Here is a 24210-nt window from a genome sequence, read left to right as displayed (position 1 = left end):
CGGGCCTCCCCCCGGGTGGTTGCGTCCCACCCGGTTACGGCCACTGCCAAAGCGGATTTAATCCCGCCGTTTTGGCGCTATCGCAACTGGTCCCACAACGACAGGCTCGACACCCGAGCAAAGCTGGCCTGCGCCGCCTCCAATATGGTCGTCAGCCGGTCCAGCCGGGCGATCGCCTCCACCATGTCGGTCTCTTCCAGCCGGTTGATGTCACGGCGCCATTGCAGCTGGCTTGCGTCGAGCCGCTGGGCTTCCGCTTCCAGCCGGGCGCCGCGCGTGCCCAGCAGGGCCTGGCCGGCAGCCAGGCGCTCGATATGGCCATCCACGGCGGCAATCGCCTCATCCATGCCAGCCTCAAAGAAATCCGGGCGCGGCTCCACCAGGCTGGCGGCCAGATGCGCCAGGCTGTCGAACAGATTGCCGGTGCGTGTTGGCGGCGGGACCGTGGGATCGGCTGGCGGTGCCAGCGGATCGGGCGGAGGCAGGGGCTCGGTCACGCCAAACGCCTCCGGCCCGCTGATGCCGGCGGGCAGGGTGCGCCCGGCCACCGACACCTGCGGCGGCGCGCCCAGCCCGGCCCAGGCGGCCAGGCCATCAGCATCGGCGGCATAGGCTGGCGGTGTCCCAGAACCGGCAAACAGCGCCTCGCCATCCTGGCCCTGCGCTTCCGCCAGCCCGCGCGCTGCGGCCAGAAGTTCGGTCACCTCCAGCGCCAGCACCTGCCGGTCCCCGGCGTTCAGTGTGGCATTGCGCCCGGCCAGCGCCAGTTCCTTGGCGCGCGCCGCAATGTCGGCAATGCCGGCCAGCGCGGTTTCGCTGGCGGTCAGCCGGGCGGCGGCGGCATCCATCGCTTTCCGCTGTGCCTCGCCAGCGGCATCGGCGCGCTTCAGCGTGGCGGCGCGGGCAAAGGCAATGGCATCATCGCCCGGCTTCGCCACCCGCTTGCCGGTGCTGATCTGCTGCTGCACCTCGGCGGCTTCGGTGGAAAGCCGGGTCAGCCGGCGCACCGCGGCATCATGTCCCGACCGGCTGGAAAGCGGCGGGATCATCGCGTCAGGCCCAGAATCTGGTCAAGCAGGTCGCGCGCCACGCCCACCACCTGGGCATTGGCGCGATAGGCCGCCTGCAGCCGGGTCAACTCGGCCGCCTCGCGCTCCAGGTCCACGCCAGACACGGCATCATTGGCCCGGCCCGTGTCCTCCTTCAGCGCCGCTGCTGCCGCCTCCAGCCGGCGCGTGTCGGCCACGCGGCTGCCGATGCCGGCCAGTTCGGCATCCAGCTGGGCTTCCAGCCTGCCGTTCGGCCCCGGCTGCGCCCGCCGTGCCGCCAGCGCCAGGGCATTGCGGTTGTCCTGCGCGCCGGCCGGGGTGGGCGCGATGCGGAAGATCGTGCCATCCGCCCCCGCCGGCACCGTAAAGCGCAGCCCCGGGCCTTCGATCAGGCTGCCATCGGCTGGCACCGTGGCCAGCAGGGTAACACCACTGGGGTCGCGCACCTCGGCCAGCCCGCCCGGCACAAGCGTGATCCGCCAGGGCGGCGGCGTGGTGTCGCCACCGGGCAAGGCCAGCGCCGTCGCGTCATCGCTTATCGTGGGCAGGCGCGTCGCATCGGGCGGGCCGTCCACCTGCCAGCGCCCCGCCGCCGCCACCTGCAACGGTGCCAGCGGCCGCAGGCTGAGGCCCCGGGCACCGCCCAGCGCCTGCAGATCCCACTGGTCGCCCGCCACTGCGCCACCACCGATGGTCACGGTCAGGCCATCGAGCAGCAGCGGCGATGTCCCCGTCACGCTGGCGCTGCCATCGCCGCGCACCACCGTGAAGCCGGCCACACCGGCAAGCAGGCGATAGCCGGATGGATCAGGCACGCTGCCATCGGCCAGAACCACATCCACCGGCGCACTGCCGGCATTGGCCTTGCCCACCGCGGTGCCTATGCCGGTGGTGGCAAAGATGGCCGTGCCCGGCTGGCCGGCGCCATCAATGCCGCCCATGTGCCAATCATTGATCAGCCCGGCGAGTTGGCTGGCCTGGCCATCCAGCGCGGCGCGGGCGCGGATGATCTCGCCGCTGGCCTCCAGCAGGCCCGCCAACCGGCCCGAAGCCGGCAGCCGCAGCGGTTGCGGATCAAATTCGGGGTTCAGCAGCACGGTCTGGCCATCCGCTGCCACGCCGATGCGGCTGGCATTGCCGGCATAGGGCACGATGGTCACCGCCGATGGGCCAAAGCCCAGCTTCACCTCCACCGCGCCGCGCCGGCCCTCGCTGATGCTGATCCGCACCTCGTCGGCCAGATCGCGCAGCAGGCTGTCGCGATTGTCGAGCAGGCCGTTGGCCGCCGTGTCGCCCTCGTCACCGCGCCGCAGCTGCTCGTTCACCTTGGCGAGGGCAGCGGCCAGATCATTGACCCGCCGTGCGCTCAAGGCCGCCTCGGCGCGGATATCCTGCGCCAGATTGTCAAGATCGCCGCCCAGGCTGTTGAAACTATTGGCGGTATCATCGGCAGCGTTCAGAAAGGCGATGCGCGCGGCGCCCTGGGTTGGCGCCGCCGCCAACGCGGTGCCGGCATCGAAAAAGGCCCCCAGCCGGGCCGCCACCGCTGCCGTGGTCGACAGGGATTCCAGCCGTTCCAGCCAGTCCAGCCGGGCGCCCAGCCGGGCCTGATCGCCGCTGGCCACGCGCGCCGCATTGGCCTTCAGTGCATCGACATCGCGCACCACGCCGCCCGTGCGCACCCCGGCGCCCGAAAGGCTGGCGCGTTCCAGTGGCCCGCCGCGCCCGGCCGGCATCGTCGCCAGCACGGCGCGCCGCCGCACATAGCCCGGCGTGTCGGCATTGGCGACATTGTCGCCGGTGGCGTTCAGCGCATTCTGGAAGGCCAGCACGCCCGACCGGCCCAGCGCCAGCAGATCCATCATGGCCGTGTCCCTTTCGCCAGCAACTGCGCCAGGCCCAGCGGCGCAGCGCCGGCAATGATGCGGCCCTGTTGCTCGTCGATCAGATCGCGGATCTGGTCATTGCCGCCCATCAGATCATCGCCCAGCTTCGCGCTGCGCGCCGTCTTCAACAGCCGCGTGACCAGCAGCGCCTCGAAATCGCCGGCCGCCTTGTCGCGCGCCCTGGCTTCGGCCGCAGGCGTGGGCCGCTGGCCGGGCTGCAACATGGCTGGGGGCTGCAACTGCATCAGATCACCACCAGCTCGGCGCGCAGGGCACCGGCTGCCTTCAAGGCTTCCAATATGGCCACCAGATCGCCCGGCGCCGCGCCCAGTGCGTTCACCGCGTCAACAATCTCGGAAAGCCGGGCGCCCGGCGCAAACAGGTTCATGCGCGCGTTGGTTTCGCCGGCTTCCACGTTGGATTGCTGGGTGATTGCCGTTTGCCCGCGCCCGAACGGATTGGGCTGGCTGGCCTGCTGATTTTCGCTCACCCGCACCACCAGACTGCCATGGGCCACGGCGGCGGGCAGGATGCGCACCTCTCCGGAAATCACCACCGTGCCGGTGCGGGCATTCACGATCACCCGGGCCGGCGGCGGCGCCAGCGCCACGTTCAGCCCTTCGATGGTGCTGGCCATGGCGATGCGGCGTTCCGCTTGGTCCGGCGCGTTCAGCCGCACGCGCACGCCATCCTCGGCGTTGGCGACCACGCCATTGAAATGCCGGTTGATCGCCGCCACCACGGCGCTGGCGGCGGAAAAATCCGGCTCGTTCAAGTCCAGATACATCGGGCCCTTTTCGGCAAAGGGCGATGGCACCACCCGTTCCACCACGCCGCCGGCCGGCACCCGGCCACTCGTCGGCGTGCCCGCCACGATGCGGCTGCCATCGCGGCCTTCCGCGCCAAAGCCGCCCACCGCCAGGCTGCCTTGTGCCAGCGCATAAATCTCGCCATCCGGCCCCTGCAGCGCGGTGAGCAGCAGGGTGCCGCCGCGCAAGCTCTTGGCCTGGCCCAGCGCCGATACCGTCACATCCAGCCGCTGCCCCGGCTTGGCAAAGGCCGGCAGTTCCGCCGTCACCATCACGGCTGCCGCATTGCGCAGCTGCGGGTTCACGCCCGGCGGCAGCCGCACGCCCAGGCGCGTGGCCGCCGATTTCAGCGACTGGATGGTCAATTCCAGATTCTGGTCGCCACTGCCGGTCAAGCCAACGACGATGCCATAACCGGTCAGCGCGTTGGCCCGCACGCCGGCAAAGCGCGCGATGTCCTTCACACGCTCCGCCGCGGCCGGCACCGGCAACAGCAGCAACAGGGCCAGCAGCCAGCGCATCAGAACGGCGCAATCTTGGCAAAGAATCGCGCCAGCCAACCCTGGCGGCTGTTGTCCGCCACCTGGCCGGTGCCGCCAAAGCGGATCTTGGCGTCGGCCACCCGCGTCGATGGCACGCTGTTGTCAAAGCCCAGATCCTCGGCGCGGATATAACCGGTCAGCTGCAGATGCTCCTCGCCGCGGTTCAGCATCAGCCGCTTTTCCCCCGCAATGCGCAGCACCCCGCCAGGCAGCACCTCGGCCACCGTCACCGTGATCTCGCCGTTCAGTTCGTTGCGCTGCTCGGCGCTGCCGGCCCCCTTGAAGCCCTGGTTGCTGCCGGCCTGCAGCGCCTGCTGCGGCACCCGGCTGAACGGGAAAAACTGCGGCAGGCGAAAGCTGTTGTCGCTTTCGCGGGCGGAATCGGCACTGGCCGATTTGCTGGCACTGGTCCGCTCCACCAGCCGGATGGTGACGAGATCGCCTACCCGCCGTGCCCGCCGATCGGTGACCAGGCCGACGAAGTGCCACGGGCTGTACAGGCTGCCCGTCGGCGGCTCCGGCGCCGGGACCACGGGCGGCAGCGTCGGCGTGATCACCGCCAGCCTGGCCGCCACCAGCAACAAGGCCGCGTTACACATTCTGCACCACATAACGGCCCATCTCATCGGCCGCGTTGATCACCTTGGCATTGATCTCATAAGCGCGCTGCGTCTCGATCATGTCGACCAGCTCCTGCACAGTGGACACATTCGATCCTTCCAGCATGCCCTGCCGGATCGTCCCCATGCCGGCCTGCCCGGCCACGCCCAATGTTGGCGGGCCCGAACCGGCAGTCTCGCGATAGAGATTGTCGCCGATCGGCATCAGGCCCGACGGGTTCAGAAAGCGCGTCAGCTGCAACTGCCCCACCTCCACCGGCGCGGCCTGGCCGGGCAGGGCGGCCGTCACGATGCCATCGGGCGAGATCACGATCTGCGATGCGCCGTCCGGAATGGTCAGCGGCTGTGCCAGCCGCTGGCCCGATGCCGTGACGATTTCGCCGGTGGCTGACAATTTGAAGCCGCCATCGCGGGTATAGCCCACGGTGCCATCGGCCATCTGCACCGCGAAGAAGCCGGCGCCATCAATGGCCAGGTCCAGCGCATTGTCGGTGGTGATCATGTTGCCTTGCGTGTGGATACGCTCCGTGCCGGCGATGCGCACGCCGGTGCCGGTGCCAAGGCCAGTGGCATATTGCGTGTCCGCGCCGCTGGCGGCGCCGGGGTTGCGATCATCCTGATACATCAGGGCGGCAAAATTGGCGCGGTCGCGCTTGAAGCCGGTGGTGGAGACGTTGGCCAGGTTGTTGGAAATCGTCTTCATCCGGTGATCAAGCGCATCCAGGCCCGACCGTGCGATCTGCAAGGCTGTCGTCATCGCTGCCTCCTCAACTGTTCAGGCCCATCAACCGGGCCCCCTGTTCGTCCATTTCGGTCGCCAGCTTGATCAGCCGGGCATTGAGCTCGAACCCGCGCTGTTCCTCCACCAGCTGCACCAGCGCTTCGGCCGCGGTCAGATTGGCGCTTTCCAGCGCGCCGCTCTCCACCCGCGCTTCCGGGTCAGGCGGCAACGGCTCCTGCGGCAGAAACAGGCCATCGCCGGCCTTGTCGCGGCTCTTGATGCTGCTGCCGTCCACCAGCTTCAGCCGGCCCAGGATCTGCGGCCCGTCGGGCCCCTGCACCGAAACCGTACCGTCACGGCCGATCAATGGCTCGGCACCCGGCGGCACCGAAATCGGCGCACCGCTGGCGCTCACCAGCACGCGGCCATCGCCGTTGGCCAGCACGCCTGCGGCGTTCACCACCAGATCGCCGCGCCGAGTATAGGCTTCGCTCACCTGGCCGCCCAGCATCGGGCCCTGCACCGCCAGCCAGTGCCGGGCCGACAGCGCGATATCCAGTTCGCGGCCCGTGGCGGCAATCTTGCCCGGCTGCTGCGGCGTGGCCAGGCTGGGTGAACCCACCTGCGCCCGCGCCGCCCATGCCCCGTCCACCGCGGCGCGTGCCGCCAGATAGCGGCCTTCCTGCGCCACCACATCGCGGCGAAAGCCCGGCACCTGCGCATTGGCCAGATTGTTGGCCGTCACCAGGCTTTCGCGGGCCCGCGCCGAAAGGCCGGTCAGGGCGGTGTAGATGACCCGGTCCATAGTCCGTCATCAGCTGCGCAGGTTGATGATCGTCTGCATCAACTGGTTGTCGGTCTCGATCGATTTGGCGCTGGCCTGGAAATTGCGCTGCGCCGCGATCAGGTTGACCAGCTCGGTGGTCAAATCAACGTTGGACCGTTCCAGATTGCCCGACAAGATGGTGCCGATGCCGTTGCGCCCGGCCTCCCCGGTGATGGGCTCGCCCGATTGCGGCGTCACCACCCAGCTGGCATCGCCCGTCTGCTTCAGCCCTTGCGGATTGGAGAAATTGGCCAGCGCCACCTTGCCCAGCGTCTGCACCTCGCCATTCGAGAAACTCGCCTTCAACAGGCCCTCGGCATCGATCGACACGCTTTCCAGCTGCCCGGCGGGAATGCCGTCCTGCTCGATCAGGGCAACGGTGAAGGGGCCGGCCTGCTGCACGGTTGCGCTGCCATGATCGATGGCCAGCGCGATGTTGCCGCCACCGGTGGGCGGCACAAAGCCATCAAAGGCAAAGGGCGTGGTGGGATTGACCAGCGCGCCGCTGCCATCAAATTCCATCGGCAGGCCGGGTGTGCCGCCCACGCTCAATTCGGTGTCGCCCACGAACACCCGCGCCGTCCAGCGGTGCACCGGATCGGCCAGCGTCGGCACGCTGTCCTTCACATAATAGACCGTGGCCGCCAACGGATTGCCCAGGCTGTCGAACACCGTGGTCGATGTGCTGGCGTTGAAGGTGGTGGGATCATTGCGATCAAACACATAAGGGTTGGTCGGCGTATAGATCGGCCGGTTGGCGATGATCGGCGCATCGGCCGGCAGATTGGCCGAAATCCTGACCGTGCTCGTCGGCTGCGGCGTGCCGGATGACAGCGGCAGCCGCGCCGAAACGGTGGACGAAAGGCCGGTTGCCTGCACCGCGCCATCGGTGGTGGTGGGAAACAGCTGCAGCCGCCGGCCCTGGTTGTCGACGATGAACCGGTCGGCCGTCACCCCAAAGCTGCCGTTGCGGGTGAAATGCGTCTGCACCCCGCCGGCACCCGATTTCACCACGAAAAACCCCTGGCCGGCGATGGTCAGGTCCAGCGCGGATGTGGAGGTTTCCGTTGGCCCCTGGCTGAACTGCTGCGAAATCGCCCTGACCGTGGTGCCGGAACCCACCACCCGGTTGGGGTTCGACAGCGGCGACAGCGAGATGATGTCGCCAAAGGCCACCCGGCTGCGCTTGAAGCCGGTGGTGCCCACGTTGGCGATATTGTTGGCAATGGTCGACATTTCGGTCTGGGCGCCGGAAAGGCCCGTCATTGCGGTGTAAAAGGCCATGGCTTATTGCTCCTGTGCGGGGAAACGCGCGATCAACTGGTCCAGCCGGTCGGAAATGCCGGCCAGTTTCGCATTGGTTTCGGTGGTGCCGGCCAGCTGGCTGAACATCGCCATCTTCTGCACATATTCGAGGTTATCGACCGGCTTCGTCGGGTCCTGGTTCTTCAGCTGCGCGGTCAGCAGCGCCAGGAAATCGCCCTGATCCAGCGTTGCCTTGGGATTGCGCACCGGCGCTGCTGGCGCAGCAGGAATGCCGGCGGGCAGGCCATCCACCCGGCTCACTTTCCGATCCTCAGCGTGTCGATGGCGAGGCTGCGGGCGGTGGCCAGCACCTCGACATTGTTGGCATAGGCGCGGGCGGTTTCCACCATCTCCACCATCTCCTGATTGGGATCCACCGCCGCCTGCCAGACATGCCCCGTCGCATCGGCGAGCGGATGATCGGGATCGAGCTTCTTTTCCGGGCTGCCGGTGCGCGCCATGCTGGCCACGTCCACGGTGGCGGCCTGGCCCTGATAATGGGTGGCAAACACCGGGTGCAGCGCGCGATAGGCATCGGCCTCCTTGCCGGCGATGCTGCCGGCGTTGGCCAGGTTGGATGCGATGGCGTTCATCCGCACCCGCTGGGCGGCCATGGCGCGGCCGCTGATGTCGAAAATGGTCAGCTCGCGCGCCATCAGCCGTCCGCCTTCAAGGCGGCCATGATGCTGTTCACCCGCGCCCCCAGAAATTCCAGGGAGGCGCGGTACCGCATGGCATTTTCGGCAAAGGCTGCCTGTTCGGTGGCCATTTCAACCGTGTTGCCATCGATGCTGGCGATCAGCGGCGCGCGATACTGCAGCCGGGCGCTGTCCAACTGGGCCGAAAAGCCGCCGGCCTGCGCCGCCCGCAAGGCGGCATCGGCATCCAGATCACGCGCCTTGTATCCCGGCGTCGCGGCATTGGCGATGTTGCTGGCAATCACCTCCAGCCGCTGGCTGCGCAGGCGCAGCGCCGGGGCAGAGATGCCGAACGCCTGATCGATCAGGCCGGGTTGGGGCGACAGCATGGTCATGCCCGCCGCTCTGCAACGCCCGTGCCAACCGGTTCGCCCCAGCGTGCCGCCTGGCTTGTGCCCGTGATTGTGGCCCGGGGCCGGCAAGGGCTTGCCGCTTGGTGGGCAAGGGTTTGCCGGCTCCGGGCCGTCACGCAGCGCACCAGCCGGGGGGACTGGGGTTGGCGCGCTTCTTGCTGGTTCGCCGTGGTCGGGTGGGGGCGCGATGCAGCGACCCAGCATCAGGGAGAACGGCCGATGCGAAACGAATTTAAATGGCGGCATGTGGGACTGGCCGGGGCCGGCCTGGCCCTGCTGGCGCTGGCGGCACCCAGCCCGGCGCAGCCGGCGCTGCACGACGTGGCGCGCCTGCGCGCCCAGGTGGCGGGCTTTGCCGGGGCGCCGGCCCGGCTTGATCCGGCGCTGGTGGTGCCGCGTTGCCCCGATCCGGCGCTCAGCTGGGCGCGCAGCGATGTCGTGCGGGTCGATTGCGCCGTGCCGGCCTGGACCCTCTATGTCCCCATCGATCAGCCCGCTGGTGCTTCGGCGCGCAGCCCTGCCAACCGGCCTGCGTTCCGCCGCGGAGACCGGGTGGTGGTGGAGGCCGGCGGCAACGGCTTTGCCGTCACCTTGGAGGCCGAGGCCGAACGCGACGCCGATGGCAGCCGCATCGCCCTGAAAACCCCCGCCGGCCGCCGCCTGATCGGCCGCATCGAGGAGGGCGGGCGGGTGGTGATCCCTCGCTAAAGCCGCATGGTGAACGGCCGTTAACGGCGTTGCCCGGCCTGTGCCGGCGGAAAGGATGAACAGGATGATCGATGGCATCAACGGCGGCGGCGGCCCCATCCGCAACCCCTTTGCCGGCCGCACCAGTGGCCCGCAGGCCGCCGACGCGAAGGAGCCGGCCCGGCCGGTGGCGCGGTTGAACCCCACCGCGCGCAGCGGTGCCGGTGGGCTGGTGGCCGAACTGGCCAGCGCCCCGCCGGTGAACCGGGCGCGGGTGGATGAACTGAAGGCTGCCATCGCCGGCGGCCGTTACCAGATTGATCCGCAGGCCATTGCCGACGCCATGATCCGGCTGGAGCGCGGCAAGCCGTGAGCGTGGATCAGCTGGCCCAGGCGGTCGTCGATGCCATCACCGCCGAACTGGCGGCGCTGGCGGCCGAGGATGCCGATGCCATCACCCGCGCGACGGCGGAAAAGACCGCCGCGCTGGCCGCCCTGCAGGCCGAAGTGGCTGCCGGCGCCCGCCCGCCGCGCGCCCTGCTGGAACAGGCCCGCGATCTGAATGCCGAAGCCATGCTGCGCAGCCGCGCCAAGCTGCTGTCGGTCGAAAAGCGCCTGGCCGCGCTGCGCCCGCCGCCGGTGCCGCCGCGCGAAGCCCTGGTCTATGGCCGCGACGGGCGCTGGGCATGATCATGGCACGGGCCCTGGCACATAAATTGCTTGGGGCAGGCGCATGACCCAGGCCATCCAGTTTCAGCCCAATGCCAATGCCGGCGTGATCGGCGCGCTGCAGCAGGCGGCGGCAGCCACCGGCGTCGATTTTGCCTATCTCTATGCCAATGCCCGCGCCGAATCCGGCCTCAATCCGGCGGCGCGCGCCAGCACCTCCTCGGCCAGCGGCCTGTTCCAGTTCACCGATGCCACCTGGCTGGCGATGGTGCAGCGCCACGGCGAAAAACATGGCCTGGGATGGGCAGCGCAGGCGCTCAGCCAGGGCGCCAGCCCGGCGGTCAAGCAGACCATCCTGTCCCTGCGCCACGATGCCGGCGTCGCCGCGCGACTGGCCGGCGAGTTCACGCGGGACAATGCCGGCAAACTGCAGGCCGCCCTGGGCCGCGTGGCTGAGGCCAGCGATCTCTATCTCGCCGCCTTCTTCGGTGCCGGCGGCGCAATCAAGTTCCTGAAGTCCATGGCCGCCGCCCCCGGCATGGCCGCCCCATCGCTGCTCCCAGCCGCCGCCGCCGCCAACCGCAGCACCTTCTACCACCGCGACGGCAGCGCCCGCTCCCTGGCTGAGGTGCATGATCTCGTGGCCAGCCGCATCCACCGCCATCTCGGCGATGAACCGGCCGGCACCATCTTGCCGCCAGCCGGCCGATCCGTGCCGCCCGCCGATCCGGCGCTGGCCGCCGCGCGGGCGCGCATGGCCTATCTCGTGCTGGCGGCCATGCAATGACCGCGCTTGCCGCCCGTCTCGGCCGCATCGATGCCCGCACCACGTTGCTGCCGCTGGCCATCCTGGTGCTGGTCGCGCTGATGGTGGTGCCGCTGCCGGCGGTGCTGCTCGATCTATTCTTCATCACCAACATCGCGGTGGCGCTGATCGTGCTGATGGTCGCCATCAACATCCGCCAGCCGCTCGATTTCTCCGCCTTTCCCACCGTCCTCCTCTACGCCACGCTGCTGCGCCTGGCCTTGAACGTCGCCTCCACCCGCGTCGTCCTGGTCCACGGCCACGAAGGCACGGCGGCGGCCGGCCATGTCATCGAAGCGTTCGGCAATTTCCTGGTTGGCGGCGATTATGTCGTCGGCCTGTTTGTCTTTGCCGTGCTGATGATCATCAACCTGGTCGTCATCACCAAGGGCGCGGGCCGCGTTTCCGAAGTCGCCGCCCGCTTCACGCTGGATGCGCTGCCCGGCAAGCAGATGGCTATCGATGCCGATCTCAACGCCGGCCTGATCACCGCCGACGAAGCCCGGCTGCGCCGCGCCGAGGTGACGACCGAAGCCGATTTCCACGGCGCCATGGATGGCTCGTCCAAGTTCGTGAAGGGCGATGCGGTGGCGGGCGTGCTGATCCTCGCCATCAACATCATCGGCGGCCTCATCCTCGGCACCGTCTCCCACGATCTTGCGCTGGGCGATGCCGCGCGCACCTATCTGCTGCTGGCCGTCGGCGATGGCCTGGTGGCGCAAGTGCCAGCGCTGCTGCTCTCCATCGCAGCCGCCATGGTCGTCACCCGCGTCGGCAAGGACAATGATCTGGCCGGCCAGGTCGGCGTGCAACTGGGGCAGGGGGCACCCTGGCTGCCGGTGGGCGTCATCCTCGCCCTCCTCGGCCTGCTGCCCGGCATGCCGCTCCTCATCATCGCGCCAGCCGCCGCGGCTGCCCTGTGGTTTGCCCTGCGCAAACGTCCGGCCGCGCCTGTCGCCGCCGCCACCCCCGGCGAGGCCGCCGCCGCCGACGATGCCCGCATCGACTGGAGCGACGTTGCCGACAGCGCGCCGGCCGCGCTCGATATCGGCTTCGGCCTCGTCCCGCTGGTCGATGAAGCCCGTGGCGCCCCGCTGATGGCCCGCATCACCGCCATCCGCCGGCAATTGTCCAAACAGCTGGGCTTCGTGTTGCCGGCCGTGCGCGTGCGCGACGATCTCTCGCTGCCGCCCTTCCATTATCGCATCACCCTGGCGGGCGTGGTCGTGGGGGAGGACGAGATTTTCCCCGACGATGTTCTCGCCATCGCCGCCGGCCCGATCAGCACGCCCATTCCGGGCCGCGAGGCCGCCGATCCCGCCTTCGGTCTGCCCGCCCGCTGGATCGATCCGGCCGAAGCTGATCTGGCCGAAGCCGCCGGCTACACCGTGGTCGATCCCGCCGCTGTCGCCGGCACCCATCTCAATCAGCTGCTTGGGGCACACGCCCACCGTCTGCTCGGCCAGGATGAGGTGCAGGCCCTGATCGACACGCTCGCCGAAACCGCCCCGGCCCTTGCCGCCGCCCTCGCCCCCAAGGCGTTGAGCGTTGCCATCATCACCCAGGTGCTGGCCCGGCTGGTGGAGGAGGGGGTTTCGATCCGCGATCTGCGCTCCATCGCCGGCGCCCTGATCGCTGCCGCCCCGCACACACAGGATCCGGCAGACCTTGCCGAGCGCATCCGCCCGGTGCTGGGCGCGGCCATCGTGCAGGGTCTCGCAGGCGTGAAGGGGCCGCTCACCGCCGTCGCGCTCGATCCCGGCCTCGAAGGCCTGCTGGTGCAGGCCGTGCGCGCCAATCCGGGCGCCGCCCATCCGTTCGATCCGGCGCTCGTCACCCGCGTCGCCGAAGCCGCCGCCAGCGCCACCGCGCCGCTGCTGGCCGACGGCACACGCTTTGCCATCGTCACCGTGCCGCCGGTGCGTCGCGCCCTCTGGCAGTTGCTGCGGGCCCGGCTGCCGCAGGTGCCGGTGCTCGCCTTCCCCGACATTCCCGACGATCGCGACGTCACGGTGGCCGCCGTGATCGGCGCCGCCCCCCGCACCAATGGAGACAGCTGATGGATGCCCGGCTTGGCCTTGAACCTGCGCTCTATGCCCCCGCCCGGTTGGCCCAGACCGATCCCGAACGGCTGATCTCCAGCCATCTGGCGCTCGTCCGCCGGATCGCCTGGCATGTCCACGCAAGGGTCTCCACCGCCATCGATGTGGAGGATCTGGTGCAGATCGGCATGGTCGCCTTGATCGAGGCAGCGCGCGGCTTTGAAGATCGCGGCCACGCCGCCTTTGCCACCTATGCCAGCGTCCGGGTGCGCGGCGCCATGATCGATCAGCTCCGGAAAGGCGCCACGCTGGTGCGTTCCGCCATGCGCCGCAAGCGCGAATGGGGCCAGGTGCGCGCCCGGCTGGAAGGGCAGTTGGGCCGCGCCGCCACCGATGCCGAAATGGCCGCCGCGCTGGACCTGCCCATCGCCGACTATCGCGCCGCCATGGCGCAAACCCACGCCGTGCAAACCGAAAGCCTGGACGATGCCTATTCCGATCACAGCGACTGGTTTGCCAGCGACGATCCCGATGCCCATGATGTGCTGGAAAGCGAACGCCGCCGCAGCGCCATCGCTGCCGCCATCGCCGACCTGCCCGAACGCGAAGCCCAGGTGCTGCAACTCTATTTCGTCGAGGAACTGAACCTGGAGGAGATCGGCCAGGTCCTCGGCGTCGGCGCCGCCCGCATCTGCCAGATCAAGAAGGCGGCGCTCACCCGCATGCGCGGCAAGCTCGCCGGCTGGAACGACAGCGATTGAAACCCGCCGCGCCGGCTGGCAGGCTGGCAGGCATGATCGATCTCACCACGCTGCGCTCCGTCCTCTATCTGCCGGCCAACCGCCCCTCGGCCATCGCCAAGGCCCGCACGCTGGCCGCCGATGCCGTCATCCTCGATCTCGAAGATGCAGTGCAGCCCGATGCCAAGCAGGATGCCCGCGCCGCCGCCGTGGCCGCGGCGCAGGACGGCGGCTGGGAAGGCAAGCGCTTGTTCCTGCGCGTCAACGGCATCGGCACCCCCTGGCACGATGCCGACATAGCCGCCGCACAAGAAGAAGGCTTTGCCGGCATCGTCGTGCCCAAGGTGGACAGCGCAGCAGAGGCCCAAACGCTCGTCGCCCATGCCGGCGGCCGGCCGGTGCTGGCGATGATCGAAACCCCCGCCGCCGTGCTCGGCGCCGCCGCCATTGCCGCCGTGCCCGGCATCGCCGCACTGGTCGCCGGCATGGCCGATCTGGCCAAGGCCCTCAATTGCGGCGCCGATCCCGAACGCCGCCCGCTGCTCTACAGCCTGTCGGCCATCGTCCTCGCTGCCCGCGCCGCCGGCATCGCCTGTTTCGATGGCGTCTGCACCGAATTTCGCAACGAAGCCGCCTTCATCGCCGAGGCCGCGCAAGGGAAGATGCTCGGCTTTGACGGCAAGACGCTCATTCACCCCAGCCAGGTCGATCCCTGCAACCGCGTCTTCTCACCCACCGAAGCGGAAGTCGCCCAGGCCCACGCCATGATCGCCGCCTACGAAGCCGCCCTGGCGGCAGGCCGCGGTGTCGCCACCCTCGATGGCCAGATGGTGGAAGTGCTCCACGTCGACCAGGCCCGCCGCCTGCTGGCGCGGGTCTAGGCCTTCGCCCCGCACCGGTGGCAATAGGGCGCGAAACTGCCCTTGCGCGCGCCGCAGCCACCACAGGCTTCAAACAGCCCGATCCCGCAATGCGGGCAGAAATCAATTTCGGGGTTCTTCAGGTCCACCGGCCGTTCGCAACCGGGGCAGACGCCCTTGGCCAGCCGCACCAGCGCCTGGTCATAGGCCAGATCCTGCCGGCGCACCTGGTCCGGCTGGGCCTCGATCGCCTTCTGCCGCTCCAGATAATCCTGCAGCGCCACAATCGCCCAGCGCCCCACCAGCAGGGTGACGATGATGCCCACGCCATAGCGCACATAGCCGCCATAGCTGGGCAGATAGGGCACCAGCTCCACGAAGAATGCGAACAGCGCAAACAGGATGAAGCCCCAGACAAAGGGCCACCAGCGGCTCTGGCGCTGGCGCGCGAACAGATAACCGGCAATCACCAGCAAGGGCAGGGTGACCGCCAGCCGATACAGGAACACCCGCAGTTCCGATGCCTCGGTGGCCGCGATCATCTTGCGTTCGGCCTCGGCCTGCAGTGGCTCCAGGGCAACGCGCGCCCGGTCTTCCGCCTGCTGGGCATCAAGCATCTGCTGGCGCTGCGCCTCGCTTGCCTTGGTCGCAGCGGTTTCGGCTGACTTCAGCGCGTCCAACGCCTGGGTGCGCCGCTGCAGCTCGGCATCCTGGTTCGGCCGGCCGGTGGCCGTGCGGGTGGCCAGCCAATTGTCAAAGGTGGCGCGCGCCGCCTGATAATCCTTCTGGGCGCTCTGCCGCTTCAATTCGGCCTGCTCCAGCGCCGCCTCGGCCTTGAAACGCCGATCCCGCGCCGCGTCCTGCTGCCGGCTCAGCGCCCCGGCCTCGGCGGGCAGAAACTGCACCAGATCAATGTCTGCTTCGACCTGCGGCAGGTCGCCCACCACGGCATTGCCCAAGCCGATCAGGAAAAAGGCGAACACCAGCGCGATCAGCCACAGGGCCCGATTGAACCATTTTTCCGAAAGCCGAACCGCGCTGCTCATGGCAATGGATGCTGGTCCAACCACCCCAGCCTGTCAAACCACCCCCTGCGCCGATTTTCCGCTTGGCAAATTCGCGCCAATTGCCTAACCGGCGCCCCACCCATTCAAATGGGCCGGCTGCTGGGGCGTCGCCAAGCGGTAAGGCAGCGGTTTTTGGTACCGCCATTCCCAGGTTCGAATCCTGGCGCCCCAGCCAATCGCACGCACGGTGATGAACCTTCGCGCGGCCCGGCGTTCCTTGGTCGCGTCTGCATATCGTGCAGCGAATTCTTGAAAGATAATGCGCCCGGCTGCAGGGTCAAAACAGCCGGGCGCATCGATGTGGCTGGCGGGCCGCGAAGGGCTGCCGGCCGGGCTGATCACCACACCGGGTCAGTAGGGAGGGCAGGGATGCGGGTGTTGTTGGCGCCCAGGGTCTGGCGGCAGCAACATGTCCACATGCCGGCCCGCTGACACGGGTTGGGCAGCCTGATGGGTGATCGCGCCGCCCGTGCGTGGGTCGAACGTCCAGGCGGCGCGGGTCACTCATCCGGTCCGGAAACGGCCGCCTGGTCGCAGCGGCCGCTCCGTAAGGATTGGCAGAACATGCCGTTCCGCCCGCCACGACATATCGGCCAATCCGCCCCGTCCCACCAGTAACAAGCCCGTGACGTTGCCGTGAATAATCCGTGACAGCCACGTTGACCCCAGTTTAAACCTCTCAAATTCCAAGCGAGGGAGTAGGATGTGATGGTGCCGGGGGCTGTCGGCGCAACCGATCCGATTGGGGCCGAAGATCAGAACGAGATGAAACCGCGTGTGTCCATCGGTGTGCACGGGCCGTTCCGCATGTTTGCGGCCGATGGCACGCGAATCGATGTCACCAGCCGCAAGGGCATGGCGCTGATCGCCATGCTGGCCCTGTTGCCGCGCCAGGAGCACAATCGCGATTGGCTGCGGCGGCAATTGTGGGGCCGCCGCGACGAGGAACAGGGCCAGGCCAGCCTGCGCAAGGAATTGTCCCGCCTGCGCAAGGAACTGGATGCGCGTGCCCCCGGCCTGTTGTGCAGTGAGGGGCGGCGCGTGTGGCTGAACCCCGATCTTTATGATTTGCTGCCGGCCGAACCCGGCCAACTTCTGCTGGAAGGCATGGAAATTGCCGGCGCGCCCGATTTCACCCAATGGCTGCAGCAGCAGCGTGAAGCCGTGCCGCACCGGCCTGACAATTTCGCGGCACCGCGCATCGCCTCCAGCCTGGCCGTGCTGCCCTTCATCAACGAAAGCGGCGATGCCACCAGCGATTATCTGGCCGCTGGCATTGGCGATGAGCTGGCCGACCGCATTTCGCGTCTGCGCTGGATCAAGGTGATCGGTTCGGGCAACAGCTTTGCCGTCGGCGGTGGCGAAGATGTGCTCGCCGCCGGGCGCCGGCTGGGTGCATCCTATGTGTTTGGTGGGCGGCTGCGGCGCAGCCTGTCGGGCTGGCAATTGTCGGGCCGGCTCATGGCCTGTGCCGATGGCGAAATAATCTGCTCGCCCTCGCTCGAACTGGTCAACCCGCAGGAATCGGGCGCCATCCTGCCCATCGTCGATCAGATGGTGGCGCTGCTGGCCGATCGGCTGGACGACAGCGAGCGCGAACGTGTGGCCAATCTGCCGGCCGATGCGCTGGATGTGAATGATCTGATCTGGCGCGGCCGCTGGCACCAGAACCGGCTGTCCGCCCCAGAGCTGGACAAGGCGGCCGCCTATTTCGCCGAAGCCTTGCGGCTGGCGCCCGATTCTCCCAACGCCGGCATCGAATGGGCGCAGAATCTGGGCTATCGCCTGTGGAGCCGCCGGGCCGAACCGGCCGAACTGGAAGCCTTTGGCGAAGCCGCCCGCCGCGCCGTTGATCTTGATCGCCGCGATGGCCGCGGTCATATGCTGGTCGGCATCGCCGAAATGTGGCAGCGCCGAATGGGCCCGGCCGAAACCTGGCTGCGGCAGGCGATTGAACGCTGCCCCAGCCTGGCCATGGCGCATGAACAACTGGGCACGCTGCAAACCCTCAATGGCCGGCCGGTCGCGGCCTGCGAATGGCTGATGACGGCGCTGCGCCTGTCACCGCATGATTTCCGCCGCTTCTATCGCGAGGCCGAACTGGCACTGGCCCTGCTGCTGCAAGGTGAATGGGAAGACGCGCTGAGCCGGGCCGAAACCGCCATCGCGCTGCAGCCGGCCTATTGGCATGCCCATCTCACCCGCATCAACGCCTTGTGGCGCTTGAAGAGTGATGCCGGCGCCGCCGCCGCGCTGGCCGAATTGCAGGCGGCCCGGCCTGGCTTCCGCAGCGATTATGTTGACTGGATTCCGTTCCGCAACGCCAGCTTCAACGCCTGGCTGAAGGAACCGCTGCAGGCATTGCAATCGGGCTGAACACAAATCCTGGGGGTGGGGCATGGCATTGTTCAAGCTGAAATATCCGGTGCCTGCCGGCCCCCAGTCCTGGCATTTGTCGGGCCAGGATCTCGCCCAGGTCCGCTTCCGCCTGGAACGGCTTGAGCCCGTCGGCCTGCTTGCCCGATTGTTCCGCAAGGTCGTCCTGATCGGCCTTGCCCTGGCGGTCTGGTGGGCCCGCGTTTTCGGCCCCTATAGCCTCCTCGGTGTCCGCATTGTCGCCCGCCACGATGATGTGGTCGCCGTGCTCGGTGATCCCGCCCGCTATCCTGTCCCGTTCGGGCCCGAAATGGTCCTGCTCGCCCATGGTCCGGCGTCGGCTGATGCCGATCCCGCCCTGCGCCCGCCCTTCATGCTCGGCACCGAAGGCCCCGATCACGCCAGCCAGCGCGCACTTGTGGAACAGGCGATGGCCGCCGGGCCGGGCTGGCGAGACCGGTTCATGGCCGACACCAGCGCCATCACGGCGGCGCTGCTCGCCAATGCCGATGGCCAGATCGATGTGATGAAGGATGTGTTTGCCCGGGTGACGGCGCAAACCGGTGCCGATTTCCTTGGGCTCGCCCCGCCCGACGTCGATGCCTATTCGGATTGGACGCTGGCCATGTCGGCCATGCTGTTTGGCGATCCGTCGGGCACGCCCGTGCCGCGCGAACTGGCCCAGCATGCCGGCTGGCGGCTGCGCGCCCTGATCGATGCACAACTGGCCCGTGCCGTCGCCCAGCTGGCACCGTTGGATACCGCCGGGCGGGAGGCACTGGCCGCGCAAAAGGGCCTGATGTGGGCGCTGGCCGCCACGAAAATGGCCGGCGCGCCCACGCTGGCGCCGGCCGATCATGCCCTCATCCGCTCCATCATCACCGGCCTTGCCATCGGCCTTGGCCCCACCACCACGCTGGCCGGCGGCAAGGCGTTTGATTGGCTGCTGAACCATCCCGGCCCGTTCCAGATGGCGGTGGACGCGGCGCAAGCCGGCAACCGCGACGCCCTGCGCCGCATCGCGCTGGAAGCCTGCCGCATGGCCCCGGCGCTCGATCCCGGCCAGTTCCGCATGGGCCCCGACGGCCCGGTGCTGGCCGCCACGGCAGCGGCCATGCGCGATCCCAAGATCTGGCCCCGGCCTGGCCAGTTCGATCCCGATCGCTGGGTGGGCAAGGAATTCGCCCCCAATCTGATGTTCGGCCACGGCCTGCACAACTGCATGGGCCAGCACATGAGCACCGAGCAGATGACGGCGATCATGGCCGAACTTTTCGCCCAGCCCGGCCTAACCCGCGCCAGCAAGACGCAAACCGCCGGCGTCTTCCCGCGCCGGCTGGATGTGCGCTATGGCCCGGCCATCCCGGCTGGCCCGGCGGCGCATGCGATGATCACGCTGAATGTGCCGGTGCTGCGCGGTGTCGCCGATCCCGCCGCCGAACTTGCCGCGCTGGAAAATGATCTGATCGGCTTTGGCAACCCGGCCGGAAAGCCCGTCCGCGACTGGCTCGATGGCGTCGGCATCGTCCATTATCTGTCGATCAACGCATTGGATGTCGGCACGCCGGCCGCGCCGGATGTGCGCCTACTGATCGAGATTTCGGCCGATGGGGCGGAAGAACAGGCCCTCGAAACCATCTTCGCCAACCCGCCCGCCGATCTTTCGGCCCTGATCCAGCGGGTCAGCGCCTGGGATGGCCAATCCAGCCTGGCTGCCTTCCTGATCCGCCATCGGCTCGATGTGCGGCCGCGGCCCTGGGGCGCCACCGGCCTGCTCTACAACGGCTCCACCGGCTTCACCATGGCGATGAAGCGCCGCCGCCGCCTGCTTGCCGATTTCGCCCGCCGCGCCGCCGATCATGTCCAGGCCCAGGCTGGCGGCGCTGCCGCCCCGGCGCTGGAAAGCGTTGCCGCCATCCGCGCCATGCTCGCCGATCCCGCCAGCGCGCCCGCGCATCTGGCAGACGAGGCGAGGGCCCTGCGCCCGCTGCTGTTCGTCCCCGGCCGTCAGCGCCTGCCCTATGTCCATTTCCAGTGGCCGGGCTTCTGGGGCGGGGTGATCGCCTATCTCTTCTCGCCCGCCGGCCGCTGGATTCCGGCGATCGCCGCCCTGCCGGCGCTTGCGGTCGGCCTTGCCACCTGGTGCCTGCTGGCCCCCGGCCTGTGGCTGGCCAAACTCGCCATCTGTGCCGCCGTCGGCCTGCTCGCCGCCGCCCTGTTCTGGGGCGCGGCGCTGTTCATCACCGTCCGCCAGTTGAACAAATTGGAAGCCAGCGACGCGCCCGACACACGCGATCCCGATCTGGCCAAGCGCCTCGCCATCGCAGCCGCCGAAAACGCCCCCGGCCACGAGCAGAGCCACATCATCTCCTGTTCCGATTTCAAGCCCGGCCTGCTGCGCCGGCTCACCTTCGCCTTCGCCATGTGGGGCATCAAGGTCTTCGCCACCAACTACACCCGCTCGGGCTTCATCCTCACCATGGGCACCATCCACTTTGCCCGCTGGCTGCGCCTGCCCGATGCCGAAAAACTGATCTTCTTCAGCAATTATGACGGCACCTGGGAATCCTATCTCGAAGATTTCATCACCAAGGCCCACGAAGGCCAGACCGCGGCCTGGAGCCATGGTGTTGGCTTCCCGCCGGCCCGCAACCTGGTGCTCGAAGGCGCCAAGAACGGCGATCTGTTCAAGCGCTGGGTGCGCCGGCAACAGCGGCTCACCCATGTCTGGTACAGCGCGCTGCCTGATCTCACCCTCGATCGCATCCGCGCGCAAGGGTTGATCCACCACGGCCTTGCCCGCGCCGCCGATGAAGCCGCCGCCCAGGATCTGCTCAGCCTGCTGGGCAGCCTGCCGCGCCCGGCTGAGGTGGTGGACACCGCCCAGGTGCAAAGCATCGTCTTCCGCGCCATGGGCAGCCTCGTCCACGGTGCCCATCTCTTCCTGCGCCTGCCGGCCGATGCCCCCAACGCCGCGCTGGCCCGGCTGCTGGCCGGGGAAGGGGCCTTGCCGCCGGTGCGTTTTGGCGATCTGCCCTCGGGCGCACCGCGCCTCACCGCCACCGCCAGCCTCGCCCTGTCACCGGCCGGCCTCGTCAAGCTGGGCCTGCCGGGGCCCGACAGCGCCCATGGCCTCGCCAGCTTCCCCCTGGCCTTCATGGCCGGCATGAAGCGCCGTGCCACCATCCTGGGCGATGCGCCCGATTGGGCGGCGGCCGGGCTTGCTGCCTATGATGATGCCGATGTCTGTCTGATCCTTGCCACCGAAACCCCGCAGCAGCTGGCCGCCGCCATTGCCGCCGCCGGCAGCATCGCCACCATCGCCCACCAGGTCATCACCAGCCCCAGCGGCAACGGCCCCAACCCGGGCAGCCTCGAAACCGATCATTTCGGCTTCAAGGATGGCATTTCCCAGCCGGTCATCCGCCACACCGGCGATTGGCGCCGCCGCCCCGCCACCGATCACATGGCCGCCGGCGAAATCCTGCTCGGCCACCCCAGCAACCAGGGCTACACCGCCCCGCCGCTGCGGCTGGAATCCGGCCATGATCCCCTCGGCCTGCTCCCCGCCGCGGCGGAGCCCAAGCGCCCCTATCCCGATTTCACCCCCGATGATCCGCCCGCCTTCCGCGATTTCGGCCGCAACGGCAGCTTCCTCGTCGTCCGCCGCCTCGCCCAGAATGTCGAAGGCTTTGCCCAGGGCACCGCGGCCGCCGCCGCCGATCTCAACCAGCGCTGCCCGCACCTCGCCCCCAGCATCGGCCAGACCATCGATGGCGAATGGGTGGCGGCCAAGATCATCGGCCGCTGGAAGGATGGCACCCCGCTGATCGATCGTGCCGGCCCCGGCACCGATGGCGATGCGCGCAATGATTTCAGCTTCGCCCAGGAAGACCCGCAGGGCCTCGCCTGTCCGCTCGGCAGCCATATCCGCCGGGCCAACCCGCGCGATGGGCTTGATCGCAATGATCCGGAAAGCCAGTCCACCATCAACCGTCACCGCCTCGTCCGCCGTGGCCGGCCCTATGCCGAGGGCGACGAGCGCGGCCTGATGTTCACCGCCATCTGCGCCGATATCGAACGCCAGTTCGAATTCATCCAGCAACGCTGGCTGTTCAGCCCCAGCTTCCACGGCCTGCCCGGGGAGGTTGATCCCTTGCTGGGGCAGGGCAATTTCACCCTGCCCACCGCCAGCGGCCCCGTCCGCCTCACCGGCCTCGCGCAATGGGTCACGCTGAAAGGCGGCGGCTATTTCTTCCTGCCCGGCCGCGCCGCCCTGCGCTGGCTGTCGCAGCCGCGCTGAATCCGCTTTCCCTGTCGGCGCGCGGCCGGTATGCGCGCCCACAGCCAAAAGGGGGGCTTTATGGACCGTTTTCTCACCACCCACGTCGGCAGCCTGCCGCGCGCCGCCGATCTGCTCGATCAGATCATCGCCCGTGAAGAAGGCCATGCCGTGGACGAAGCCGCCCTGGCCGCGCGCATCGAACAGGCGGTCGCCGATGTGGTGGCCAAACAGGCCGCCGCCGGCATCGACATCATCAACGACGGCGAACAGTCAAAGCCCAGCTATGCCACCTATATCAAGGATCGGCTGACCGGCTTTGGCGGCACCGGCACCAGCTATGTGTTTGCCGATGTGGAAGATTTCCCCGGCGTCAAGCAGCGCATCTTCGGCGATGCCGGCCGCAAGCACCGCAAGACCCCGGCCTGCAACGCCCCCATCACCGTGAAGGACATGGAGGCGGTGCACATCGATGCCGCCAATCTCAACCGCGCCATCGCCGCCCACCCCGGCAAACAGGCCTTCATGTCCGCCGCCTCGCCCGGCGTCACCGCGCTGTTCTTCCGCAACGATTTTTATGCCAGCGATGAAGATTATGTGATGGCGCTCGCCGAAGGCCTGCGCCACGAATATGAGGCGATTGCCGCCGCCGGCATCACCCTGCAGGTCGATTGCCCCGATCTCGCCATGGGCCGCCACACCCAGTTCCGCGATCTTGATCTGAAGGGCTTCCGGGCAAAGATGGAGCTGAACATCGCCGCCCTCAACCATGCCACCCGCAACATCGCGCCGGAACAGATGCGCATGCACCTGTGCTGGGGCAATTATCCCGGCCCCCACCATTGCGACGTGCCGCTGGCCGACATCATCGATCTGATCTGGACCGCGCGCCCCCACGCCATCCAGTTCGAAGCCGCCAACCCGCGCCACGCCCACGAATTCGCCCTGTTCGAAACCGTCAAGCTGCCCGAAGGCAAGAAGCTCATCCCCGGCGTCGTCGAATGCCAGAGCCCCTATATCGAACACCCCGGCCTGATCGCCCAGCGCATCGCCCGCTACGCCCATCTCGTCGGCCGCGACAATGTCATGGCCGGCATCGATTGCGGCTTCTCCATCCACGCCGGCTCGGGCGGGGTGGACCCTGACGTGGTCTGGGCCAAGATGGCCGCCATGGCCGAAGGCGCTGCAATCGCGACAAAGCAATTCTGGCCCTGACATCCTCCCCTGCAAGGGGAGGTGGCGCCCGCAGGGCGACAGAGGGGTAAGGCCCGGCCCACGCGCCCTTGCGCCGGCACGCCAGCGCTGCCAACCTCCCCCCATGCTGCATGGCCCGCCATCCACCCAGCGCAAGGCCCGCCAACTCCGCCGCAGCCTGACCCTGCCCGAAGTCAAACTTTGGCAAGCGCTGCGGCAGCGGCCGGGCGGCCTGCGCTTCCGCCGCCAGCACCCGGCCGGCCCCTATATTGTGGATTTCTATTGCCCCGCCCATCGCCTGGCGGTGGAAATCGACGGCGACAGCCATAACAACGCCGCGCAATGGCAGCATGATCAGGCGCGCGATGCCTGGCTTGCCACCCACGGCGTCCTCACCCTGCGCATCCCCGCCCGCGACGTGCTGGCAGATCGCGACGCCGTCATCACCCGCATCCCCGCCACCACCCGCGAGCCATGAGCCAACCACATCCTCCCCTGCAAGGGGAGGTGGCGCCGAAGGCGACGGAGGGGTGTCGCCCGTGGAAACCACTGCTCCGCCCTCGCTACCAGAACCCCTCCGCCTCACTGCGCTCGGCACCTCCCCTCAAAGGGGAGGATGAACCCACCCACATCCTCCCCTGCAAGGGGAGGTGGCGCCCGCAGGGCGACGGAGGGGTGT

The 24210-nt window shown here is 68.6% G+C and carries 23 protein-coding genes and 1 tRNA gene; 12 read left to right on the top strand and 12 right to left on the bottom strand.

What is annotated here, in order from left to right; all coding sequences use genetic code 11:
* Positions 1-77: 77 nt before the first annotated feature.
* Genes AC6BOR_RS02540 through AC6BOR_RS02490 form a run of 11 tightly spaced genes read right to left on the bottom strand, consistent with a single transcriptional unit; the run spans position 78 to position 8791 of the window.
* Positions 78-1049 carry a flagellin N-terminal helical domain-containing protein gene (locus AC6BOR_RS02540; protein ID WP_498059654.1) on the bottom strand — a complete coding sequence of 324 codons (972 nt, stop codon included), beginning with the start codon at positions 1047-1049 and terminating at the stop codon, positions 78-80.
* Positions 1046-2914 (bottom strand): FlgK family flagellar hook-associated protein, encoded by a 1869-nt coding sequence (locus tag AC6BOR_RS02535; RefSeq protein WP_498059653.1) that lies wholly within the window; start codon positions 2912-2914, stop codon positions 1046-1048. The genes AC6BOR_RS02540 and AC6BOR_RS02535 overlap by 4 nt, the downstream gene beginning before the upstream one ends.
* Positions 2911-3180: a hypothetical protein gene (locus AC6BOR_RS02530; protein ID WP_498059652.1), complete on the bottom strand. Its 270-nt coding sequence runs from the start codon at positions 3178-3180 to the stop codon at positions 2911-2913. Before AC6BOR_RS02530 ends, AC6BOR_RS02535 begins: the two co-directional genes overlap by 4 nt.
* Positions 3180-4265 (bottom strand): flagellar basal body P-ring protein FlgI, encoded by a 1086-nt coding sequence (locus tag AC6BOR_RS02525; RefSeq protein WP_498059651.1) that lies wholly within the window; start codon positions 4263-4265, stop codon positions 3180-3182. Before AC6BOR_RS02525 ends, AC6BOR_RS02530 begins: the two co-directional genes overlap by 1 nt.
* Positions 4265-4885: a flagellar basal body L-ring protein FlgH gene (locus AC6BOR_RS02520; RefSeq protein WP_498059650.1), complete on the bottom strand. Its 621-nt coding sequence runs from the start codon at positions 4883-4885 to the stop codon at positions 4265-4267. Before AC6BOR_RS02520 ends, AC6BOR_RS02525 begins: the two co-directional genes overlap by 1 nt.
* Positions 4878-5663 (bottom strand): flagellar basal-body rod protein FlgG, encoded by a 786-nt coding sequence (gene flgG / locus AC6BOR_RS02515; RefSeq protein ID WP_498059649.1) that lies wholly within the window; start codon positions 5661-5663, stop codon positions 4878-4880. The genes AC6BOR_RS02520 and flgG overlap by 8 nt, the downstream gene beginning before the upstream one ends.
* Positions 5664-5673: 10 nt before the next feature.
* Positions 5674-6432: a flagellar hook-basal body complex protein gene (locus AC6BOR_RS02510; protein ID WP_498059648.1), complete on the bottom strand. Its 759-nt coding sequence runs from the start codon at positions 6430-6432 to the stop codon at positions 5674-5676.
* A gap of 9 nt (positions 6433-6441) precedes the next feature.
* Positions 6442-7737 carry a flagellar hook protein FlgE gene (locus AC6BOR_RS02505; RefSeq protein ID WP_498059647.1) on the bottom strand — a complete coding sequence of 432 codons (1296 nt, stop codon included), beginning with the start codon at positions 7735-7737 and terminating at the stop codon, positions 6442-6444.
* Between the two features lie 3 nt (positions 7738-7740).
* Complete coding sequence (locus tag AC6BOR_RS02500) at positions 7741-8019, bottom strand: flagellar hook assembly protein FlgD (RefSeq protein ID WP_498059646.1); 279 nt, start codon at positions 8017-8019, stop codon at positions 7741-7743.
* Positions 8016-8414 carry a flagellar basal body rod protein FlgC gene (flgC, locus tag AC6BOR_RS02495; RefSeq protein ID WP_498059645.1) on the bottom strand — a complete coding sequence of 133 codons (399 nt, stop codon included), beginning with the start codon at positions 8412-8414 and terminating at the stop codon, positions 8016-8018. The genes AC6BOR_RS02500 and flgC overlap by 4 nt, the downstream gene beginning before the upstream one ends.
* Positions 8414-8791, bottom strand: a complete 378-nt coding sequence (locus AC6BOR_RS02490; RefSeq protein WP_498059644.1) for a flagellar basal body rod protein FlgB — start codon at positions 8789-8791, stop codon at positions 8414-8416. Before AC6BOR_RS02490 ends, flgC begins: the two co-directional genes overlap by 1 nt.
* Positions 8792-9028: 237 nt before the next feature.
* Here AC6BOR_RS02490 and AC6BOR_RS02485 point away from each other — a divergent pair, with 237 nt between their 5' ends.
* From AC6BOR_RS02485 to AC6BOR_RS02455, 7 genes are read left to right on the top strand one after another with little or no spacing between them, the layout of a single operon-like run.
* Entirely contained in the window at positions 9029-9517 is a 489-nt protein-coding gene (locus tag AC6BOR_RS02485; RefSeq protein ID WP_498059643.1) for a hypothetical protein, read from the top strand.
* A gap of 55 nt (positions 9518-9572) precedes the next feature.
* On the top strand, positions 9573-9869 hold the full coding sequence (flgM, locus tag AC6BOR_RS02480; protein WP_498059642.1) for a flagellar biosynthesis anti-sigma factor FlgM: 297 nt from the start codon (positions 9573-9575) through the stop codon (positions 9867-9869).
* Positions 9866-10186, top strand: coding sequence for a hypothetical protein (locus tag AC6BOR_RS02475; protein WP_498059641.1), 321 nt, complete (start codon positions 9866-9868; stop codon positions 10184-10186). The genes flgM and AC6BOR_RS02475 overlap by 4 nt, the downstream gene beginning before the upstream one ends.
* A gap of 43 nt (positions 10187-10229) precedes the next feature.
* Positions 10230-10952 carry a transglycosylase SLT domain-containing protein gene (locus tag AC6BOR_RS02470; protein WP_498059640.1) on the top strand — a complete coding sequence of 241 codons (723 nt, stop codon included), beginning with the start codon at positions 10230-10232 and terminating at the stop codon, positions 10950-10952.
* Positions 10949-13030 carry a flagellar biosynthesis protein FlhA gene (flhA, locus tag AC6BOR_RS02465; protein ID WP_498059639.1) on the top strand — a complete coding sequence of 694 codons (2082 nt, stop codon included), beginning with the start codon at positions 10949-10951 and terminating at the stop codon, positions 13028-13030. The genes AC6BOR_RS02470 and flhA overlap by 4 nt, the downstream gene beginning before the upstream one ends.
* Positions 13030-13773 (top strand): RNA polymerase sigma factor FliA, encoded by a 744-nt coding sequence (fliA, locus tag AC6BOR_RS02460; RefSeq protein ID WP_498059638.1) that lies wholly within the window; start codon positions 13030-13032, stop codon positions 13771-13773. Before flhA ends, fliA begins: the two co-directional genes overlap by 1 nt.
* A gap of 32 nt (positions 13774-13805) precedes the next feature.
* Complete coding sequence (locus AC6BOR_RS02455; RefSeq protein ID WP_498059637.1) at positions 13806-14633, top strand: HpcH/HpaI aldolase/citrate lyase family protein; 828 nt, start codon at positions 13806-13808, stop codon at positions 14631-14633.
* On the opposite strand, the gene AC6BOR_RS02450 is transcribed toward AC6BOR_RS02455, so the two are convergent.
* Positions 14630-15658, bottom strand: coding sequence for a serine endopeptidase (locus tag AC6BOR_RS02450; RefSeq protein WP_498059636.1), 1029 nt, complete (start codon positions 15656-15658; stop codon positions 14630-14632). The two genes, AC6BOR_RS02455 and AC6BOR_RS02450, sit on opposite strands and share 4 nt — an antisense overlap.
* Positions 15659-15779: 121 nt before the next feature.
* Between AC6BOR_RS02450 and AC6BOR_RS02445 the strand changes: the two genes are divergently transcribed.
* The 5 genes from AC6BOR_RS02445 to AC6BOR_RS02425 all read left to right on the top strand — a co-directional run bounded on the left by AC6BOR_RS02445 (position 15780) and on the right by AC6BOR_RS02425 (position 24009).
* Positions 15780-15854, top strand: a tRNA-Gln gene (locus tag AC6BOR_RS02445).
* Between the two features lie 533 nt (positions 15855-16387).
* Entirely contained in the window at positions 16388-18055 is a 1668-nt protein-coding gene (locus AC6BOR_RS02440; protein WP_498060691.1) for a tetratricopeptide repeat protein, read from the top strand.
* 22 nt (positions 18056-18077) lie between these two features.
* The gene (locus tag AC6BOR_RS02435; protein ID WP_498059635.1) at positions 18078-22358 is read left to right on the top strand and encodes a cytochrome P450; all 4281 of its coding nucleotides are present in this window, start codon (positions 18078-18080) and stop codon (positions 22356-22358) included.
* Positions 22359-22418: 60 nt separating this feature from the next.
* Positions 22419-23552 carry a cobalamin-independent methionine synthase II family protein gene (locus tag AC6BOR_RS02430; RefSeq protein ID WP_498059634.1) on the top strand — a complete coding sequence of 378 codons (1134 nt, stop codon included), beginning with the start codon at positions 22419-22421 and terminating at the stop codon, positions 23550-23552.
* A 103-nt stretch (positions 23553-23655) separates the two neighbouring features.
* Positions 23656-24009 (top strand): endonuclease domain-containing protein, encoded by a 354-nt coding sequence (locus tag AC6BOR_RS02425; RefSeq protein WP_498059633.1) that lies wholly within the window; start codon positions 23656-23658, stop codon positions 24007-24009.
* Positions 24010-24210 lie beyond the last annotated feature (201 nt).

The sequence above is a fragment of the Sandarakinorhabdus sp. FBCC-B8862 genome (genome assembly GCF_059745315.1).
Note: the sequence above shows the minus strand (reverse complement) of the source record. Positions and strands in the feature narration are given on the sequence as shown.

What these genes read in the sequence shown, in the direction of transcription:
- AC6BOR_RS02540 (WP_498059654.1), bottom strand. Translation starts at nt 1,049, where the DNA reads ATGATCCCGCCGCTTTCCAGCCGGTCGGGACATGATGCCGCGGTGCGC.
- AC6BOR_RS02535 (WP_498059653.1), bottom strand. Translation starts at nt 2,914, where the DNA reads ATGATGGATCTGCTGGCGCTGGGCCGGTCGGGCGTGCTGGCCTTCCAG.
- AC6BOR_RS02530 (WP_498059652.1), bottom strand. Translation starts at nt 3,180, where the DNA reads ATGCAGTTGCAGCCCCCAGCCATGTTGCAGCCCGGCCAGCGGCCCACG.
- AC6BOR_RS02525 (WP_498059651.1), bottom strand. Translation starts at nt 4,265, where the DNA reads ATGCGCTGGCTGCTGGCCCTGTTGCTGCTGTTGCCGGTGCCGGCCGCG.
- AC6BOR_RS02520 (WP_498059650.1), bottom strand. Translation starts at nt 4,885, where the DNA reads ATGTGTAACGCGGCCTTGTTGCTGGTGGCGGCCAGGCTGGCGGTGATC.
- flgG (WP_498059649.1), bottom strand. Translation starts at nt 5,663, where the DNA reads ATGACGACAGCCTTGCAGATCGCACGGTCGGGCCTGGATGCGCTTGAT.
- AC6BOR_RS02510 (WP_498059648.1), bottom strand. Translation starts at nt 6,432, where the DNA reads ATGGACCGGGTCATCTACACCGCCCTGACCGGCCTTTCGGCGCGGGCC.
- AC6BOR_RS02505 (WP_498059647.1), bottom strand. Translation starts at nt 7,737, where the DNA reads ATGGCCTTTTACACCGCAATGACGGGCCTTTCCGGCGCCCAGACCGAA.
- flgC (WP_498059645.1), bottom strand. Translation starts at nt 8,414, where the DNA reads ATGGCGCGCGAGCTGACCATTTTCGACATCAGCGGCCGCGCCATGGCC.
- AC6BOR_RS02490 (WP_498059644.1), bottom strand. Translation starts at nt 8,791, where the DNA reads ATGACCATGCTGTCGCCCCAACCCGGCCTGATCGATCAGGCGTTCGGC.
- AC6BOR_RS02485 (WP_498059643.1), top strand. Translation starts at nt 9,029, where the DNA reads ATGCGAAACGAATTTAAATGGCGGCATGTGGGACTGGCCGGGGCCGGC.
- flgM (WP_498059642.1), top strand. Translation starts at nt 9,573, where the DNA reads ATGAACAGGATGATCGATGGCATCAACGGCGGCGGCGGCCCCATCCGC.
- AC6BOR_RS02470 (WP_498059640.1), top strand. Translation starts at nt 10,230, where the DNA reads ATGACCCAGGCCATCCAGTTTCAGCCCAATGCCAATGCCGGCGTGATC.
- flhA (WP_498059639.1), top strand. Translation starts at nt 10,949, where the DNA reads ATGACCGCGCTTGCCGCCCGTCTCGGCCGCATCGATGCCCGCACCACG.
- fliA (WP_498059638.1), top strand. Translation starts at nt 13,030, where the DNA reads ATGGATGCCCGGCTTGGCCTTGAACCTGCGCTCTATGCCCCCGCCCGG.
- AC6BOR_RS02455 (WP_498059637.1), top strand. Translation starts at nt 13,806, where the DNA reads ATGATCGATCTCACCACGCTGCGCTCCGTCCTCTATCTGCCGGCCAAC.
- AC6BOR_RS02450 (WP_498059636.1), bottom strand. Translation starts at nt 15,658, where the DNA reads ATGAGCAGCGCGGTTCGGCTTTCGGAAAAATGGTTCAATCGGGCCCTG.
- AC6BOR_RS02440 (WP_498060691.1), top strand. Translation starts at nt 16,388, where the DNA reads ATGGTGCCGGGGGCTGTCGGCGCAACCGATCCGATTGGGGCCGAAGAT.
- AC6BOR_RS02435 (WP_498059635.1), top strand. Translation starts at nt 18,078, where the DNA reads ATGGCATTGTTCAAGCTGAAATATCCGGTGCCTGCCGGCCCCCAGTCC.
- AC6BOR_RS02430 (WP_498059634.1), top strand. Translation starts at nt 22,419, where the DNA reads ATGGACCGTTTTCTCACCACCCACGTCGGCAGCCTGCCGCGCGCCGCC.
- AC6BOR_RS02425 (WP_498059633.1), top strand. Translation starts at nt 23,656, where the DNA reads ATGCTGCATGGCCCGCCATCCACCCAGCGCAAGGCCCGCCAACTCCGC.